Annotated in this window: 17 protein-coding genes and 2 other annotated features; of the genes, 7 read left to right on the forward strand and 10 right to left on the reverse strand. The window is 34.0% G+C overall.

Annotated elements, in window-relative coordinates; all coding sequences use genetic code 11:
* Positions 1-3: 3 nt before the first annotated feature.
* From nhaC to tyrS, 3 genes are all read right to left on the reverse strand, one after another.
* Positions 4-1,383, reverse strand: a complete 1,380-nt coding sequence (gene nhaC / locus COE53_RS17790) for a Na+/H+ antiporter NhaC (RefSeq protein ID WP_069034633.1) — start codon at positions 1,381-1,383, stop codon at positions 4-6.
* Between the two features lie 19 nt (positions 1,384-1,402).
* Complete coding sequence (locus COE53_RS17795; protein WP_069034634.1) at positions 1,403-1,864, reverse strand: GNAT family N-acetyltransferase; 462 nt, start codon at positions 1,862-1,864, stop codon at positions 1,403-1,405.
* Between the two features lie 184 nt (positions 1,865-2,048).
* Positions 2,049-2,291, reverse strand: a binding site (T-box leader).
* A gap of 4 nt (positions 2,292-2,295) precedes the next feature.
* Positions 2,296-3,552: a tyrosine--tRNA ligase gene (gene tyrS, locus COE53_RS17800; RefSeq protein WP_069034635.1), complete on the reverse strand. Its 1,257-nt coding sequence runs from the start codon at positions 3,550-3,552 to the stop codon at positions 2,296-2,298.
* 66 nt (positions 3,553-3,618) lie between these two features.
* Positions 3,619-3,850, reverse strand: a binding site (T-box leader).
* 187 nt (positions 3,851-4,037) lie between these two features.
* On the opposite strand from tyrS, the gene COE53_RS17805 reads away from it, so the two are divergent.
* Together COE53_RS17805 and COE53_RS17810 are read left to right on the forward strand one after the other, a co-directional pair.
* Positions 4,038-4,613 (forward strand): LemA family protein, encoded by a 576-nt coding sequence (locus COE53_RS17805; protein WP_069034636.1) that lies wholly within the window; start codon positions 4,038-4,040, stop codon positions 4,611-4,613.
* Positions 4,610-5,335, forward strand: a complete 726-nt coding sequence (locus COE53_RS17810) for a TPM domain-containing protein (RefSeq protein WP_098948468.1) — start codon at positions 4,610-4,612, stop codon at positions 5,333-5,335. Before COE53_RS17805 ends, COE53_RS17810 begins: the two co-directional genes overlap by 4 nt.
* A gap of 46 nt (positions 5,336-5,381) precedes the next feature.
* On the opposite strand, the gene acsA is transcribed toward COE53_RS17810, so the two are convergent.
* Positions 5,382-7,100, reverse strand: a complete 1,719-nt coding sequence (gene acsA, locus COE53_RS17815) for an acetate--CoA ligase (protein ID WP_091023610.1) — start codon at positions 7,098-7,100, stop codon at positions 5,382-5,384.
* A 180-nt stretch (positions 7,101-7,280) separates the two neighbouring features.
* Between acsA and COE53_RS17820 the strand changes: the two genes are divergently transcribed.
* Genes COE53_RS17820 through COE53_RS17830 form a run of 3 tightly spaced genes read left to right on the forward strand, consistent with a single transcriptional unit; the run spans position 7,281 to position 9,762 of the window.
* Positions 7,281-7,913, forward strand: a complete 633-nt coding sequence (locus tag COE53_RS17820; RefSeq protein ID WP_091023612.1) for a GNAT family N-acetyltransferase — start codon at positions 7,281-7,283, stop codon at positions 7,911-7,913.
* A gap of 35 nt (positions 7,914-7,948) precedes the next feature.
* Entirely contained in the window at positions 7,949-8,590 is a 642-nt protein-coding gene (locus COE53_RS17825) for an acetoin utilization AcuB family protein (protein ID WP_091023614.1), read from the forward strand.
* Complete coding sequence (locus tag COE53_RS17830) at positions 8,590-9,762, forward strand: acetoin utilization protein AcuC (protein WP_091023617.1); 1,173 nt, start codon at positions 8,590-8,592, stop codon at positions 9,760-9,762. Before COE53_RS17825 ends, COE53_RS17830 begins: the two co-directional genes overlap by 1 nt.
* A 410-nt stretch (positions 9,763-10,172) precedes the next feature.
* On the opposite strand, the gene ccpA is transcribed toward COE53_RS17830, so the two are convergent.
* From ccpA to COE53_RS17850, 4 genes are all read right to left on the reverse strand, one after another.
* Positions 10,173-11,171 carry a catabolite control protein A gene (gene ccpA, locus COE53_RS17835; protein ID WP_069034642.1) on the reverse strand — a complete coding sequence of 333 codons (999 nt, stop codon included), beginning with the start codon at positions 11,169-11,171 and terminating at the stop codon, positions 10,173-10,175.
* Between the two features lie 259 nt (positions 11,172-11,430).
* Entirely contained in the window at positions 11,431-12,534 is a 1,104-nt protein-coding gene (locus COE53_RS17840; RefSeq protein ID WP_439097793.1) for a bifunctional 3-deoxy-7-phosphoheptulonate synthase/chorismate mutase, read from the reverse strand.
* A gap of 640 nt (positions 12,535-13,174) precedes the next feature.
* Positions 13,175-14,005: an alpha/beta fold hydrolase gene (locus COE53_RS17845; RefSeq protein WP_098948469.1), complete on the reverse strand. Its 831-nt coding sequence runs from the start codon at positions 14,003-14,005 to the stop codon at positions 13,175-13,177.
* 23 nt (positions 14,006-14,028) lie between these two features.
* Positions 14,029-14,988, reverse strand: a complete 960-nt coding sequence (locus COE53_RS17850) for an acetamidase/formamidase family protein (protein ID WP_069034645.1) — start codon at positions 14,986-14,988, stop codon at positions 14,029-14,031.
* Positions 14,989-15,217: 229 nt separating this feature from the next.
* Here COE53_RS17850 and COE53_RS17855 point away from each other — a divergent pair, with 229 nt between their 5' ends.
* Positions 15,218-15,607 (forward strand): rhodanese-like domain-containing protein, encoded by a 390-nt coding sequence (locus tag COE53_RS17855; RefSeq protein ID WP_069034646.1) that lies wholly within the window; start codon positions 15,218-15,220, stop codon positions 15,605-15,607.
* A 189-nt stretch (positions 15,608-15,796) separates the two neighbouring features.
* Here the strand turns inward: COE53_RS17855 and ytxJ are convergent, their stop codons facing one another.
* Together ytxJ and COE53_RS17865 are read right to left on the reverse strand one after the other, a co-directional pair.
* Positions 15,797-16,126, reverse strand: coding sequence for a bacillithiol system redox-active protein YtxJ (gene ytxJ / locus COE53_RS17860; RefSeq protein WP_069034647.1), 330 nt, complete (start codon positions 16,124-16,126; stop codon positions 15,797-15,799).
* The gene (locus COE53_RS17865) at positions 16,092-16,589 is read right to left on the reverse strand and encodes a DUF948 domain-containing protein (protein WP_069034648.1); all 498 of its coding nucleotides are present in this window, start codon (positions 16,587-16,589) and stop codon (positions 16,092-16,094) included. The genes ytxJ and COE53_RS17865 overlap by 35 nt, the downstream gene beginning before the upstream one ends.
* Before the next feature lie 199 nt (positions 16,590-16,788).
* Between COE53_RS17865 and COE53_RS17870 the strand changes: the two genes are divergently transcribed.
* A complete protein-coding gene (locus COE53_RS17870; protein ID WP_025671369.1) occupies positions 16,789-17,904 on the forward strand; it encodes an aminopeptidase in 1,116 nt (371 codons plus the stop codon).
* The last annotated feature ends 14 nt before the right edge of the window (positions 17,905-17,918 follow it).

Raw genomic sequence — 17,918 nt, forward strand, 5'->3', positions numbered from 1 at the left:
TGTTTATGCGACTTTTCTTGAACTTTCTCCTTTATTTTCAACTTCTAAACCTTTACCCAATAAAGCGGCTAACATACTGAATAATGGTGTAATAAATAATACGAATGCAAACGGTAAGTAATCAATAACAGGTACTCCCAATGTTGAAGCGAAAAACGCTCCACTTACACTCCAAGGAACGATTGGATTAAAAAGTGTTCCACCATCTTCTAATGCACGTGATAAGTTTTTAAGTGGTATATTTTTTTTGATAAATACATCCTTTAATAATTGCCCAGGAAGTAGAATTGATAAGTATTGTTCACCTGTTAAAAGATTTACACTCATTGCAGATAATGTACTTGCAATAACAATATGCCCGTTACGTTTCAAATTAGATAATGACTGTATTAATGTCTCGAATACACGTAGCTCTTGTAATAATCCGCCTAGAGCAAGTGCAATAAATATTAATGACACAGACCACATCATTGATTGTAATCCTCCACGGTTAACAATGGAATTAAGCATTTCGTTCCCTGTATCCGTTTGGAATCCATTTTGTAATGTTGTAAACACTTTTGCAAGTGTAATATCTTTTTGAATGAAAAATGCTAAAACTAATGAACTAACAATACCAGCCGACATCGTTGGTAAAGTTGAAAAACCTCTAAATGCCATTATAAAAACAATTAAACATGGGATTAATAATAACGGATTGACTTCAAAGCTAGTTGAAATTGCTTTTTTCATTTCTGTAACTTGCGCCATATCTGTATTTCCATGACCCATACCGATGATTAAAAATAATATAACTGTAACAATTAATGCTGGAATTGTTGTATATGCCATGTGTCGAATATGTTCATTAACCTTTATTCCTAAAATACTTGGAACGAAATTCGTTGTATCTGAAATCGGTGACATCTTATCACCAAAACACGCTCCACTAATAATCGCACCTGCTGCAATTGCTGGTGGAATCCCCATTATATGTGCGATTCCCATTAACGCAACACCAACTGTAGCGATTGTTGTAAAAGTACTACCAGTAAAACTAGCAACGATGATTGTAATAAAAATTGCACTGATCGCAAACCACTTAGCTGAAAGAACCGAAATTCCGTAAAATAATAATGTAGGTACTGTACCACTTAGCATCCAAGAACCGATTAATAGACCGATCATCATTAAGATTAATGTAGGTGACAAGCCATTTTGAATACCCTTTTTCATACCATTTTCAATCTGCTCCCATTTAAACCCTTTAAATAATCCAAATACAGCTAAACAAACAACACATAAAAGAAGCGGAATTTGTGGATCTGATTTTAATATAACTAGACAACTAGACATAATAACTGCAAACAGTGCGATTAACGCACCTAATTCAATCTTTTTCATTTTATATACTCTCCCTTTTTTATACATCCATAAATACGTGTTCACGAAACTTTACGAACCCAAGTTTCTCATAAAAACTACTTGCATTTTTATTTTCGATCCAATAATCTAGCTCAATTCTAGAAAGATTATTCTCACGAGCAAATGAAGCAATTTTATGAATTAAGAAAGAACCGTATCCTTTATTTCTTTTTTCTTCTTTAATACTTATTTGATGAACATAACCTAGCCGAAAAGCCTTTTTAATCGGTCCTTCAGGTATATGTTTTATTTCAATCCAAGCGTATCCGACCAATTCTTCAATATCTTTTACTACGAAAAAATGATGATCTGATTTATCAACTACACCCTTGAAAAACTCAGTTATCTCCGCTAGATTGTGAACCTTAAAAAATTCTGGAAACAATTCAGCATGTAAATTTTGTACATCTTCATTAAGTTTTGCCAATATTCGGTAATCTTTTGTTGCAAAAATCTCCATGATTGTCACCCTTTCAAAAAAAAATAAAGAAAACTCGTTGATTGATGAGCCTTTTAGGCGATGGCAAAGACGTAGTTGCACTTATACTCTTTATTCCTAGAATTGGCTACTACGTCGAGCAAGGATCATCGCTGCCAATTTATACCTATTAAAGTGCAATAAAAAAAGAGGCCTCCCTATATAAAATAGGGACGACCTCGATCGCGTTACCACCCTAGTTATAAGAATTAATACTATGACTAATAAAAATTCTTATCACTCGAATCTGTAACGTAGACTTACGTTCTTCCCTTCATTAGATCAACTAACTACGAAAAGAAAACTCCCGAAATGTAATTCATTTGATTGTGTAGACGAGTTTTCACCAACCACTCGCTCTCTGAACTACTTCCAACCAAACTACTGCTTTTTCGTTCACTGTTTGTTCGGTATTATAATGTAACCAAGTGGTATTTCTTCTTACCACGACGGATAATAATAAATTGCTCTTCAATTGCATCTTGTTTAGTTAACACAGTTGCAACGTCCTGTATACGATCTCCATTTACATAAACAGCACCGTTTTGTACATCTTCACGTGCTTGTCGTTTTGATGGAGAAATTTTTGCTTCAACTAGTAAGTCTACTAATCCTTTTTCTGCTTCACTTAAATTAAATGAAGGCACGTCTTTAAAACCTTGTTTAATTTCAGCAGCCGTTAATTCTTTTACAGATCCACTAAATAATGCTTCTGTAATTTTAATTGCTTGATCAAGAGCAGCTTCACCGTGAACAAGTTTTGTTACTTCAGCAGCTAATGCTTTTTGAGCAACACGTTGTTCTGGTGCTTCATTAAATTGTTTCTCTAGCTCTAAAATTTCTTCTTTTGTTAAGAAAGTAAAGTATTTCAAGTATTTAACTACATCACGGTCATCTGTATTAATCCAGAATTGGTAGAATTCGTATGGAGTTGTTTTTTCTGGATCTAACCAAACTGCTCCGCCTTCTGTTTTACCAAATTTAGAACCGTCAGCTTTTGTTACTAAAGGTACTGTAAGACCAAAAGCTTTTGAATCTTCTTCTGTCTTACGGATTAATTCCATACCCGCTGTAATATTACCCCATTGGTCACTACCACCAATTTGTAATTTACAGTTATGGTCTTGGTATAATTTTAAGAAATCATATGATTGTAAAATCATGTAACTAAATTCAGTAAATGAAATACCTGCTTCTAATCGAGATGCAACTGAATCTTTAGCTAGCATGTAGTTTAATCCGAAGTTTTTACCGATGTCACGTAAGAATGTAATAACATCTAATTCGCCTGTCCAATCAAAGTTATTAACTACTTTAGCAGCATTATCACCTTCGAAGTTTAAAAATGGTAATAATTGTGTACGAATTCGTTCACTGAACATTTTTACTGTATCAGTAGTATTTAACGTACGTTCTGCCTTCTTACCGCTTGGATCACCGATCATTCCAGTTGCTCCACCTACTAAACCAATTGGTTTATGACCTGCAACTTGGAATCTCTTTAACATTAACACTGGTAATAAGTGACCAATGTGTAAGCTATCACCAGTTGGGTCGAAACCACAATATAATGAAACAGATTCTTCGCTTAATAATTTTTGTAGACCTTCTTCATCTGTCATTTGGTTAATTAATCCACGAAATTCTAAATCTTGTAAGATATTTTCCATTTTTAGCCCACCCCTTCTATGCTCTATACGTCGTTTAAACAAAATAAAAAGTCCCTACTGATAAACAGTAGGGACGAATAATTATAATCGCGGTACCACCCTAGTTGTAGCTAATAAAACTAGCTACCTCTCATACAATTAACGGCTGTTAACCGTTCTAATCCTAATTTGCATTAAACAAATTTCGAAAAAGAATGCTCCAGGTTGTAATTCGTGTCAATGTCTGTGCTAATTCTCACCAACCATTAGCTCTCTGATCCAATACCATTCACACTACTAAGCCTTTCAACGCTCACTATTAAAATGTTATGAAACATTTATATCACAAATAAAACGTTTAAGTCAAATAGATAATTAAATTTTTATTAATTTTATTTAAATTGTCATTCAATATTTGAATAAAAATGCTTTATATCAAATAATATGGTTAAATATTAATACTAACATCTTTAAAAATACATATTTTGGAAATGGAGTGTTTTTTCTTGAAGAATAAAGGAATATGGATTGCTTTAATTATTGTAGTCGTTCTAATCTTTATGGGTGTCGGAAGCTATAATAGCTTTGTGACTCAAGAAGAAAATGTAACAAATAAAATGTCACAAGTTGATAACCAACTAAAACGTCGTTCAGATTTAATACCAAACTTAGTAAATACAGTAAAAGGATATGCTACACAAGAGAAAGATGTGATTGCATCAGTAACAGATGCACGCGCAAAATTAGCTGGTGCTCAAACGACTGCTGATAAAAGTAAAGCTGATGCAGAATTGTCTGGAGCGCTAAGTCGTCTATTAGTAGTCGTTGAAAACTATCCTGATTTAAAATCAAATCAAAACTTCCAAGCATTAATGGATAGCCTAGAAGGAACTGAAAATCGACTAGCAATTGCTCGTAAAGATTATAATGATGCAGTAACTGTTTACAACCAAAAAATCAAAAAATTCCCGGGTGTTCTAGTAGCTGGACCTTTTGGATTCGAGAAGAAGGATTACTTTGAAGTATCTGAAAAAGATAAAGCTACACCTGAGGTTGACTTTAGTGGCGATGGTAATAAATGAGAAAATTTCTCTCAACAACATTCCTAATAGGATTTCTTTTTTCATTTGCTACAGCAGCAAATGCTGAAATTAAAGTACCCTCTCAAGTGGGAGACATTTATGTACAAGATTATGCAAATGTTCTTAACAGAGAAGATTCACAAACTCTAATTCAATTAGGGAAAAAGTTAGAAGACACTACCTCCGCTCAACTTGCGGTATTAACAATCCCAAGTCTGGAAGGAAATGATATTAAAGAATATGCTAATACAGCATTTCGAAAATATGGTTTAGGTAATAAAGAGAAAAATAATGGTGTTCTTTTGTTATATGCTAAAAAAGACAGACAAATAAGAATCGAAGTAGGATATGGTTTAGAAGGAGTTGTAACGGATATTAGATCTGGTAAAATTTTGGACCAGAGCGCTATTCCATATTTGAAAAAAGGTGAAGAATCTCTTGCAATAACAAACACATATAAATCACTATATAATGTTATTTTAAATGGCTCTGAACAAACTGGCCATTCTAAAACAAGTAATTTATGGGACAATTTAAAAGTATTCATCATCATTGCAATAGTGATAGGGATCATCATCATTGATATGATGTTCTTTAATGGTGTACTAACTTATTTCATTTTGAATTTATTACCTGCACTATTAAGCTCTTCAGGTGGCGGTGGCCCAAGAGGCGGTGGCGGAGGAAGCTCCGGCGGTGGTGGCTCCGATCGAAAATTTTAGAACAACAAAAAACCATTGGATTTTTTCCAATGGTTTTCTTTTTTTATTAATCTTCCATTGTTGATAAATCACCAGTTGGAAGGTCTAACTCCCATGCTTTTAATACTCTTCGCATAATTTTTCCGCTGCGAGTTTTTGGTAATTTATCACGGAATTCGATTTGTCTAGGTGCTGCATGAGCTGCTAGTCCTAGTTTTACAAAGTTACGGATTTCTTCCTTCAATTCATCTGAAGCAACATACCCATCTCTTAGCGCAACAAATGCTTTAATGATCTCACCTCTTACAGGATCTGGTATACCGATTACACCAGCTTCTGCAATCGCAGGATGCTCTACAAGCTTACTTTCTACTTCAAATGGACCAACTCTCTCACCAGAAGTCATTATTACATCGTCTACTCGACCTTGGAACCAGAAATATCCATCTTCATCCATATACGCTGAATCACCTGAAACATACCATTCATCATTTAAGAAATATGATTGGAATTTTGCTTCATTATTCCAAATTGTGTTCATCATTGATGGCCAACCCTTTTTAATTGCTAGATTTCCCATCGTATATGGAGCAACTTCATTACCGTTATTATCAACAATAGCTGCTTCGACTCCAGGGAATGGTTTACCCATTGAACCTGGGCGAATTGGCATACATGGATAGTTACAAATTAATGAAGCTCCAGTTTCAGTCATCCACCAATTATCATGGATTCGTAAATTAAATACTTTTGCTCCCCAACGAACTACTTCTGGATTTAAAGGTTCACCAACACTTAAAATATGTCGAAGTGAACTTAAATCATACTTATTAATAATGTCTTCCCCTGAACCCATCAGCATACGGAATGCTGTTGGAGCACTATACCAAACTGTAACGCCGAATTCTTGAATTGTTTCATACCAAGCATCTGGACTGAAACGACCTCCTAAGATTACGTTAGAGGCACCATTTAACCAAGGTCCAAAAATACCGTATGAAGTTCCAGTTACCCAACCTGGATCTGCTGTACACCAATATACATCATCTTTTTGAAGATCCGTCACCCATTTACCAGTTTGATAGTGTTGGATCATCGCTTGTTGAACATGAAGTACACCTTTTGGTTTACCAGTTGACCCAGAAGTATAATGCAAAATTAAACCATCATGACGATTTAACCATGTAATCTCAAAATCTGATTTCGCTTCTTTATAACGAGCTTTAAAATCTACAAATTTACCGCCTTCCTCAACGTCATTACCGATAAGGAAGATTGTTTTTAACGCAGGTAGATCATTAACTGGAACACGTGATAATAATTCTGGCGTTGTGACTAATACCTTTGCTTCACTATCCTCTAGACGATCCTTTACAGCACCTTCCATAAATGCCTCGAATAAAGGACCAACAATAGCACCTAATTTTAAAGCTCCTAAAAGTGCAAAATACAATTCTGGTTGACGAGGCATGAAAATAAATACTCGATCACCTTTTTCAACGTCACCGAATTGTTTTAAAACATTTGCAGCCTTATTTGAATTAATTTTCATTTCTTCAAACGTATATTTTTCATTTCGCTTATCATCTTTGTAATACAAAGCAACTTTATCTTTTCGATCAGAATTTGCATGACGATCGATAGCTTCAAAAGCCATATTATACTTTTGTGTTGTATACCAAGAAAACTCTTTTTCTACATCTTCCCACTTAAAATTTTTATAAGTTTCCTCATAGTTTTTTAAATTAAATTGCCCGTTTTTTACAGGAAGCGCTTCCACCTTCATATAAATCCCTCCTTGATATTCTCTACTATCATTATACAATGATAAGATTTAATTTTCAGTATTTTTAATAAATTATCCATTTATATGTATTAGACACCTACTGTTTTTTTTCCTGTATGTCTTTCCTGCATTTTTTAGTATGATTATTAAAAAGGTGCTTTTTAAAGGGAGTGAGAAATATTGGATCACCCAAAAAAATATTTTTCAAAAACAATCCAAACTGTGCATGGTGAATTAATTATAGAGGGACCGGTCGAATCTGCCTTACTTGAAACATATCATTTTCATGAAAATTTAACATCTTTTAGACAACCAGCACAGCAACACAAAGCAATTGTTGAAATTGCTAGTCTACCTGAAGCTAGAATTATTATTGCTAGACTCGATCAAACAATAGTAGGTTACGTAACTTATTTGTATCCAGACCCACTTGAAAGATGGTCAAAAACAACTCTAGAAAATTTAATCGAGCTTGGAGCAATTGAGGTTATACCTGAGTTCCGCGGTTTTTCAGTTGCTAAAAATATGTTAATTCTCTCAATGCTAGATGATGCAATGGAAGACTATATCATTATCACAACAGAGTATTATTGGCATTGGGATTTAAAAGGCACTGGTTTAAACGTATGGGAATATAGAAAAATGATGGAAAAAATGATGAATGCCGGTGGACTCATTCAATTTGCAACTGATGATCCTGAAATCTGTTCCCATCCAGCAAACTGTTTAATGGTCAGAATGGGAAAACGAGTAACAACTGAAGAAATTCAAGCATTTGACGCACTACGCTTTTTACAAAGATATATGTACTAATTGAACTTTAATCTCGAAAGGTAGGATTCAAAAAAATGCTTATTCAAGATATTATGCGCAGTTCAAACATTACTTTAAAAAAAGAAAATACAATCGGTGAAGCAGTAACAATTTTTCGAACAGGTGAAGTTCGTCATATTCCAATCATTAATAAAGATGATCAAGTGGTTGGAATCATTTCTGATCGAGATGTACGTGATGCCCTACCTTCAACATTATTTCCACAAGCATTTTCATCTGTACTTGAGGTTCCTGTTGAAAAAATTATGACTACTAATGTCATAACTTGCAGTCCAATTGACTTTGTTGAAGAAGTAGCAACATATTTCTATCAATATAAAATAGGCTGCTTACCTGTCGTATCTAGCGGAAAATTAATAGGACTTGTCACTGAAATTGATGTATTACACACTCTAGTAACTTTAACAGGAGCATATCAGCCTAGCTCCCAAATAGAAATCTTAGTTCATGATCATCCAGGCATTTTAAGTGACGTTGTTAACGTATTTTCAAAAGAAAATATTAATATTGTAAGTGTCCTTGTTTACCCTGCAAAAGAAGTGGATCATAAGGTTCTTGTATTTAGAATTCAAACGATGAATCCACTTTCAATCATTCAAACTTTAAAAACTGAGGGATATAAAATTCTTTGGCCAAATGAAGCGAGTGACTCATGATGAAAAAGGATGCATATTTAATATATAGCGAAGAATACCATGCCTATCAATTCAATGAAAATCATCCATTTAATCCGATTCGCTCTCAATTAGTTTATGAACTATTAACATCTAGTAATCTATTAAATGGCGCTGATATTATTCCACCAAGATTAGCAACAGATGATGAGCTGCTCCTTTTTCATGATTTACAATTTATCGAACAAGTTAAAAAAGCAAGCCGCGAACCTGTTAGCGCAAATATCGCTGAACAATTTGGGCTTGGAACTGAAGATACACCCATTTTTAAAAATATGCACGAGGCCAGTTCTTTAATTGTTGGTGGCACCTTAACAGCAGTAGATGCTGTACTAGAGGGAAAATCCAATCATGCTTTTAATTTAGGTGGTGGACTACATCACGGTTTTAAACGAAAAGCCTCTGGTTTTTGTGTTTATAATGACTGTGCAATCGCCATAAAATATATTCAACAAAAATACGGTTTAAAGGTATTATACATAGATACGGACGCACACCATGGCGACGGAGTTCAGTGGGCATTTTATGATGACCCGACTGTTTGCACACTCTCAATACATGAAACTGGTAGATATCTATTTCCTGGTACAGGTGCGGTAACCGAAAGAGGACAAGGAAAAGGTTTCGGTTACTCTTTTAACATTCCTATTGATGCATTCACCGAAGACGAATCATTTCTATTAAGCTATAAAAAAGCAATAAACGATATAGCTCAATACTTCAAACCAGATGTAATCCTCACTCAAAATGGCTCTGATTCACATTATTACGATCCATTGACTCATCTATGTACAACAATGAAAACATTCGAGGAAATCCCAAAAATCGCACACGAAATCGCTCATAAATATTGCGATGGTAAATGGATTGCTGTTGCTGGAGGAGGATACGATTACTGGAGAGTAGTACCAAGAGCTTGGTCACAAGTATGGCTAGCTATGACAAATCAACAACCAACTTCAAACCTAATACCGGATAGCTGGTTAGAAAAATGGCAGAAAATTTCTAATGTTAAGTTACCTACAACTTGGACAGACAATCCATCAATCGTAAAGCCTATTCCAAGGAAAAAGGAAATAGAGGAATACAATGAACAAGTCTTATACCGTGCACTTGAGCCATTGCACATTCAGCAAAAAAAGCCTTTTATTTAAATACTACGCGCCGCTTGAGAGGGTATCTCGACGGCGTTTTTTAATTTCGGGTGGATTTTTTGAGCATGAATTAGTAAACTTCAATTCAAAAATGGTTCGTTTTTAAATTGATTCCGTGTGTATTTACCAGTTTTCCTAAAAAAAGAACCTACTATTGAAGAAAATAAGCTCTTTATACCCCAACCAGTATAGGTAATATATTATCTTATTTGCGATTCTGATCATTTAAATTGCGGTTCTCTGATTTTAATTGCAGATTTGGCAATTTTAATTGCGATTCTCGGAATTTATTTGCAGTTTAACTCTTAATTGTAGTTACTCTTCTTTTAATCGCACTTTTTAAACTTTATTTGCACCCCCATAAAACAAAAAAGCCTAGAATCACTAAAATTCTAAGCTACTTTTATCATTTACTTTGTAGATTGTCTAATTTGAAGATGATGCGGAAGAATGACTGTATGATCTTCCACTGTCTCTTTATTCATATACTTCGTTAATAATCTCATTGCAACTGCACCAATATCATACATTGGTTGAGCAACAGATGATAATTTTGGACGTACCATTAATGCCAGCCTTGTATTATCAAATCCAAATACTTCAAGGTTATTTGGTACTAATATTCCGTGGTCTTGAGCACTGTGGATTACACCAATCGCCATTTCATCAGATGCTACGAAAATAGCGCTCGGAATAATATTACGCTCATGGAAAGCTTCAAAAGCTTCACTTCCTGATTCATACGTATTATCACCATAAGTTACTAACTCTTCATCGAATTCGATTCCATTTTCTTGCAAAGCACGTTTATATCCTTCTAACTTACTTAATCCGATAATATTCGTTTCAGTAGGTCCGTTTACGAATGCTACTTTTTGGTGACCTTTTTTAATTAAATAATCTACTGCATCAAATGCCGCCTGAGCATAGTCGATATTTACTGAAGGGATTTTATTAGCTTCATCATATGTAGTCGCTAATACTATTGGAACGCCAGCTTTTTCGTACTCTTCTTGATGAACATCCGTAATTGTTCCACCAATAAATAAAATTCCGTCAACTTGTTTTGCTAACATATTATTTATTAATGTAATTTCTTTCTCAACATTCTCATCCGAGTTACTTAAGATAATATTGTATTTATACATTGTTGCAATATCTTCAATACCACGGGCTAGTTCTGCATAAAAAGTATTTGAAATGTCTGGAATAATTACACCAACTGTAGTTGTTTTTTTACTTGCTAATCCTCTTGCTACCGCATTTGGTCTATATCCTAAACGGCTGATCGCTTCGTTTACTTTTTTTCGTGTAGTAGGTTTAACATTTGGATTACCATTAACTACTCGTGAAACTGTAGCCATGGAAACGTTTGCCTCACGTGCTACATCATAAATCGTAACCGTCATTTTCATCACTCCTCTATTTTATTCTATCTATTATGTAGTTTGTTTTTTATTTAGGTAAAATAGTCATAAAACGTAATTTTCCACAAAAATAGTGCTTCATTCTATCTTATAGTGAAACGAATATTCGTTCAATACACCTATTAGAAAAAAATGTAAATTATTCGTAGTTTATCACTATATATTGGTAATTTAAAACAAACGTTCACAAATTATTCAAAAAGCGCCGACTGATTTTGTTCAGCCAGCGCTTTTATGTTGATTATCGATTTATGAAAGAATTTACTTCAGACATAAATTGGTCAAATTGATCAAAATTCATTTGCTGAGATGAGTCACTTAAAGCTGTAGCAGGATCAGGATGAACTTCTGCCATAATACCATCAGCTCCAATTGCTAGTCCCGCTTTTGCTGCAGGTATTAGTAAGTCTCTTCTACCTGTCGAATGTGTCACATCAACCAATACTGGTAAATGTGTTTCTTGTTTTAAAATTGGAACAGCTGTTATATCTAATGTATTTCTCGTAGCTTTTTCATAAGTTCTTATGCCACGTTCACATAAAATAATTTCTTGATTGCCTTCTGACATGATGTATTCAGCTGCATAAATGAATTCTTCGATTGTCGCTGATAAACCTCTTTTTAATAAGATTGGTTTTTTTACAGAACCCGCTGCTTTTAGTAATTCAAAGTTCTGCATATTTCTTGCGCCGATTTGAATGATATCAACATAATCTAGTGCCATTTCAATATGTTCTGGGCTTACTATTTCACTAATAATTGCCAACCCATGGTTTTTGCCAACTTCTTTTAAAATCTTTAAGCCATCTTCACCTAGTCCTTGGAAGTCATAAGGAGAAGTACGTGGTTTAAATGCACCACCACGCATAATTTTGATTCCTTGTTCCTTTAAGACTTTCGCTACTGAATCAACTTGTTCATAGCTCTCGACAGCACATGGACCCGCAATAATAATTGGGCTTCCATCACCAATATTAACACCATTTACATTTACGATTGTGTTATCTGATTTTCTTTTTCTTGAAACAAGGAGAACTTTTTTATCGTCTTCTTCTTGAAGTTCTAAGCTACTTTTAAAAATTTCTTTAAAAATATGTTGGAGGGTAGCCGTACTAAAAGGACCTTCATTGATTTCGGCAATATGATCTAGCATCTTACGTTCCCTAACCGGGTCATAACGTTTAACGCCTTGATCAATTTTTGCTATTCCAATTTTCTTAGCGATTTCGCCTCTTTTATTTAATAACTCAAATATTTGATGATTAATCTCGTCTATTTCAATTCTAAGTTGTTCTAAATCATTTTTAGTCAAATTAAATCCTCCTTGCAAATACCAATATCTCATTTGTTATTATGACACTTTATTGAAAGCTAATCAAAACATGAGCATTATTTTAAAAAAATGTTTTTTTAGTGAATATTTTGTATTCTAGTTGAGAATAGTTAATGACCAAATAAAAAGAAGAGTTAGCTTAGTAACTCTTCTTTTCGCATTGTTGAAAAACAACTTTTCAAATAATTATCAAATTTTCGTAAAAGGAGTAGTGTGATGTTGATTTCCANNTGGGGCGAGACCTGAGCCTCCTCGGCGTAGCCTGCGGGGTCTCAGGCTTCCCGCATATCCCATAGGAGTCGAGCATCCCTCCATTCCAATCAACTAATTCATCCAAAAAAGTTTACGTTAAAAACCTATTTTAATATCCTTTTCTTAGTGTAACATAACAGAATACTAATCAGTTTGTAAGATAATTGAGATTGAAAATCAATTCATAAACCAATTATCTATAAACTATTTATCTAAAATTGATCTTAATATTTTTAATTTCCAAAAAAACAATTACTATAGTTTATTGATTTAAAATCGTTAATAAATATAAAAAGTGAAGTATTTTAACATCAATAAATTTTCGCTAAACTTTGTTGTCCTTATAGACTAGACCATTTTTTATTCAACACTCTGAAAAGAAGGATTATCAAACAAACACTTAGATAGTAGTTCCTTCTTCTACATCTAATACTCTGTCTAACCATTCATTAATCAGTGAGTTGAATAGGTTCTCTTGTTCTATTTGAAGATTATGGCCAGCTTTGTCTAAAATTGTAAATGATGCTCTTGGAAAATTTTCAAGAATAGTAAATGCGTCTTTATATCCTACGACTGAGTCTTGTAACCCTAGTAGAAATAGACTAGGTTTATTAAACTTATTTTTATCTATTTCAAATGAAAATCCGTAGTTATTCCTTATTTTAGATAAAAATTCTTGATTAGCGATTGAACATCCACTTACAATTTCATCTTTATAGCGAACCCAAGTTTTTTCATCTAAAATTACGTTATTAGAGCGAAAATCAGTTTCTTCAAGTTCATTTAATTGATTTAAAAAAGTTTTATCTTCAACTATTACGGTATGACTTGGTAACGACCTTTTCTCAAATTGTGGAATAATCATTGGGCAAATAAATGCAGCACCTTTAACTTTTTCAGGTCTTTTAGCAATTATTCCTCTTGCTAAATATCCCCCATAAGATTCTCCGACTAATAAAAATGGTTGATCCAGTATGATCGTATCAATAAATTTTAAGACGATATTCAACATATCATCTGTCGTATTAATGTTTGTTCCGCCCTTTGTTTTCCCCATACCTGGTAGGTCAAAGTAAATCCTTTTATAACCGCTTTTCTTTGTAAAAATCGGTTCCATGCAACCTTTCATTAACCTAGAGTCTGGGGTAAACCCATGAATCATAAAGATGGGTTTTCCTTCTCCTATAATTTCATAGTTTAGATCAACATTATTTATAGTACAAAACGGCATTTGATAACCTCCAATTTTCAAATCTATTCATTTTTATAAATTGAAGTGATATTCATATTATGAGGCAAAACAGCATGGACACCCTTAACATGGTTTACAATTTGAGTTATTCTCAAATCAACACAAACACTAGCTAAAGCAACAGCCTCTGTTTTTTCAATAGCATATAGCTCTTGAATTAACTCAACCATGCCATTTAATGCTGTTTTAGTTGCTATATTTAAGTCCTCATCAAAGCCAAATGTAAGCCACCCTGCTGGTGTGTTAGCTCGTGGCACACTAATCTGCATGTCCTCTCTTACTGTAAGAGTTAGATTCACTTTATCAAATGGAGATTCGATCGCTTGACCAGATACTTCACCATCTCCTTGTGCAGCGTGTCCATCACCCGCAGAAAAAAGTGCTCCTTCAACGGCTATAGGTAAATACAAAGTACTACCTTCAACCAACTCTTTACAGTCGATATTTCCCCCACAATATCTCGGTGGTATCGTTGAATGAACACCTGATTCAGAAGGAGCTGTACCTAAGACTCCTAAAAATGGGACTAATGGTACCGAAACTTCCATATCTCTTATCGTAGTCTTCGCTGTATTGTTTTTTTCATTGATTAGCCAATTTAATGTCACTTCTCGTTCTTCTGTAATACCTAATGCGTTATTTTGCCAATTCTTATTACCACCTGCACAATTCCAGCCATACCAGCCAGCTTTTAATTCGTTTATTTTAATTTCAAGTGTCATCCCCGGTTTAGCACCTTCTACAAAAAATGGACCAATCATAGGATGACCCCATTCTTCTTCCTTTTCCCTTGACTTGAATCTTACTCTTTCTCCATTTTGATGAGAATACCCCCACCCGATATCAATCGTATCAAATTCAATCGAATCACCAGAACGAATGATTTGAATTGGTTCATATACGTTACTAAAAGATGCATGCAAATGCTGATCTGATGTTTTAAATTTATATGTTTCTGGCATATTTACTCCTTCTTTCGACGCTCGATTTTATGTAAAAATAATTTAACTTTAATTAATTTCTGCGCGGAACTTCATTTCCCTTGTTTTAATTTAAAATTTTCATTACTTTTTTCCTATAAATCATATGATTTTCTCCATCAATTTGAATTGCATAAGACTTTCGGTGTATTGTATAGTTGAGATTTCCAAAATTAGGGATTTCTAATTTCATTATACTGGAGGAGTAATAATGGCAATAACTTTTAAACAAATGGTTGCAGAAGCACGTGACAATGTACAAGGAATCAGTTCAGCTGATGCTCGTGAAAAAATTAATTCTAATCCTGAAACATTAGTAATTGATGTTCAAGACGCAGCTGATGCAGGTGCATGTGGATTAATACCAAGCAGTTTGAATATCTCACTTGGCATGCTACCAATCCGTGCAGATTTAGAATTACCAGAACATTTACGCGAGCCTAAGTTAGCGGATCGAAACCGCCCTGTTCTTGTAACATGTGGTGCAGGTGGCCAAGCATCTTTAGGAGCATATTTACTTAAAAAAATGGGATTTACTGATGTAGCATATATTGATGGTGGTACTGCTGCGTGGAAAGCTGCTGGTTTTGACGTAGAATAATTCTCAGACTGCCCGCCAAACGCTCGCTTTCTTCGTTACTTCACCTGCCTGCGGTGCTCATTACCAACAATGGTAACTTCGCGCCTCGAAAGACAAACGTTTTCAATCAGTCTGAGTATCGAACTGTTTATGAATTTTTCAAACAACGTAAAAACTGCACCTTAAGTTACGATTTAAGGTGCAGTTTTTTTATTTTTTTAGTAAAGCATTTTCAATTGAATCTTTCTTAATTGAAAAATGAGAAGTATTATAAACTGCTTCTCCATTTTCAAAAATAAATAATTGAGGAGATTCATGTTTTATTGCCGTTTTCTCAGCAATATAGTTAGACAATTCTCTGTCATCTTGAACTTGTAAAAAATACAATGGTACATTCTCATATGCAGATGCAAATGCTAAAAATTCAGTATAAGCTGCATGACTAATTGGGCATGTTGTACTATGCTTTAAAAATACAAATTTCTCTTCGTTGTTAGTTATTTCATCAAACTGTTGAATCGTTGATATTCGATTTACCATTTCTCTTTTTTCCCTCACGCTTCGTTTTGTACTTTTCCCATAAATCCATTGCTGTATTTCCCCAATTTGCCAATTGGGACATTTTTTCAGTACTAACTTTTACCGTATTCGATACATTATTAGCAGTATCTCGTACTTTTTCATTCATTTCTGAGATTGTAACTCCGACTTCTTCGACTGATTTAGCTAATACATCAAGGGATTTTGCACGTTCACGCATATCTTTCGTAAGTTCGTTCGAATTATTCACAAAAATTTTAGCCTCATTTGCTAAATGATTCGAAGTATGTACTAATTGAACGGCTTCAACACAAACATTATGTAAATCTTTTTGTGTTTCAGCAATAGTAGACTCTACACCTCTAAATACCCTTTCTAGTCGGAATAAAGTACGACTTATAAATACAACTAAGATCACAAATGCAACTGCTGCGATTAATGCACTAATAGAAATTAAATCCATTCGAAAAAACCCCTTTCCTTCATAGCCTTCCACAAATTTAATCACTTATTTGGTATTATACTACAAATTTTACCAAACACTAAACTAGTCGTAAAACAAGTTTTCAAATTCTTTAGTAAAAAAAGAATACTTTAGTAAACAAAACTGACTAAATAGTTTACAATAGGTATATAGTTATAATTATTGGAGGGAATTTTCAATGAAAGATCCACGTATTTCAAAATTAGCTAAAAACTTAATCAATTACTCAGTAAAATTACAACCAGGAGAGAAAATCTTAATTGAAAACTTTAAGCTAGAAACTGAATTAGTTACAGCTTTAGTTAAAGAAGCATATGCTGCTGGTGGTTTTCCTTTCGTATCAATCAAGGATCATAAAGTAGATCGCGCATTATTAATGGGTGCTACTGAAGAACACTTTAATAAAGTAGCAGAATACGAAGCAAATGTTATGAAAGATATGGATGCTTATATCGGATTACGTTCAGGTGTTAATATTAATGAACTTTCTGATGTACCAGACGAAAAGACTAAAATCCATGGTAAAACTGTAGGCCAAAAAGTACATAGAGCAATTCGTGTTCCAAAAACTAAATGGGTTGTACTACGTTACCCAACTGATTCAATGGCTCAATCAGCAAAAATGAGCACTGAAGCATTTGAAGATTTCTATTTTAATGTATGTAATTTAGATTACGGTAAAATGGACAAAGCAATGGATGCTCTTGTTGAATTAATGAACCGTACAGATAAAGTTCAAATTAAAGGTCCTGGAACTGATCTTACATTCTCAATTAAAGATATCCCAGCTATTAAATGTGCTGGTGAAATGAATATTCCCGATGGTGAAGTATTTACAGCACCTGTTCGTAATTCAGTAAATGGTACACTTTCTTATAACACGCCATCTCCTAACAATGGATTTACATTTGAAAATGTTCAACTTAAATTCAAAGAAGGTAAAATTGTTGAAGCAACTGCTAACGACACTGAGCGTATTAACAAAATCTTTGATACAGATGAAGGTGCACGCTTTATCGGTGAATTCGCAATTGGTGTAAATCCATACATCTTACACCCAATGGGAGACATCTTATTCGATGAAAAAATCGATGGAAGCTTCCACTTCACACCAGGTCAAGCATATGATGAAGCTTACAACGGTAACAACTCAAATATCCACTGGGACATGGTATGTATCCAACGTCCTGAATATGGTGGAGGAGAAATCTATTTCGATGACGTTTTAATCCGTAAAGATGGTCTTTTCGTAATCGAAGAATTAAAAGGATTAAACCCTGAAAACTTAAAATAATCTTTAGAAAAAAG

This window comes from Bacillus sp. AFS029533, assembly GCF_002585125.1.
GTDB classification, from domain to species: domain Bacteria; phylum Bacillota; class Bacilli; order Bacillales; family Bacillaceae_G; genus Gottfriedia; species Gottfriedia luciferensis_B.

Bases quoted from the DNA above. Each gene is read 5' to 3' on its own strand.
- nhaC (WP_069034633.1), bottom strand. From the start codon at position 1,383: ATGAAAAAGATTGAATTAGGTGCGTTAATCGCACTGTTTGCAGTTATT.
- COE53_RS17795 (WP_069034634.1), bottom strand. From the start codon at position 1,864: ATGGAGATTTTTGCAACAAAAGATTACCGAATATTGGCAAAACTTAAT.
- tyrS (WP_069034635.1), bottom strand. From the start codon at position 3,552: ATGGAAAATATCTTACAAGATTTAGAATTTCGTGGATTAATTAACCAA.
- COE53_RS17810 (WP_098948468.1), top strand. From the start codon at position 4,610: ATGAGAAAATTTCTCTCAACAACATTCCTAATAGGATTTCTTTTTTCA.
- acsA (WP_091023610.1), bottom strand. From the start codon at position 7,100: ATGAAGGTGGAAGCGCTTCCTGTAAAAAACGGGCAATTTAATTTAAAA.
- COE53_RS17825 (WP_091023614.1), top strand. From the start codon at position 7,949: ATGCTTATTCAAGATATTATGCGCAGTTCAAACATTACTTTAAAAAAA.
- COE53_RS17830 (WP_091023617.1), top strand. From the start codon at position 8,590: ATGAAAAAGGATGCATATTTAATATATAGCGAAGAATACCATGCCTAT.
- ccpA (WP_069034642.1), bottom strand. From the start codon at position 11,171: ATGACGGTTACGATTTATGATGTAGCACGTGAGGCAAACGTTTCCATG.
- COE53_RS17840 (WP_439097793.1), bottom strand. From the start codon at position 12,534: ATGAGATATTGGTATTTGCAAGGAGGATTTAATTTGACTAAAAATGAT.
- COE53_RS17845 (WP_098948469.1), bottom strand. From the start codon at position 14,005: ATGCCGTTTTGTACTATAAATAATGTTGATCTAAACTATGAAATTATA.
- COE53_RS17850 (WP_069034645.1), bottom strand. From the start codon at position 14,988: ATGCCAGAAACATATAAATTTAAAACATCAGATCAGCATTTGCATGCA.
- COE53_RS17855 (WP_069034646.1), top strand. From the start codon at position 15,218: ATGGCAATAACTTTTAAACAAATGGTTGCAGAAGCACGTGACAATGTA.
- ytxJ (WP_069034647.1), bottom strand. From the start codon at position 16,126: ATGGTAAATCGAATATCAACGATTCAACAGTTTGATGAAATAACTAAC.
- COE53_RS17865 (WP_069034648.1), bottom strand. From the start codon at position 16,589: ATGGATTTAATTTCTATTAGTGCATTAATCGCAGCAGTTGCATTTGTG.
- COE53_RS17870 (WP_025671369.1), top strand. From the start codon at position 16,789: ATGAAAGATCCACGTATTTCAAAATTAGCTAAAAACTTAATCAATTAC.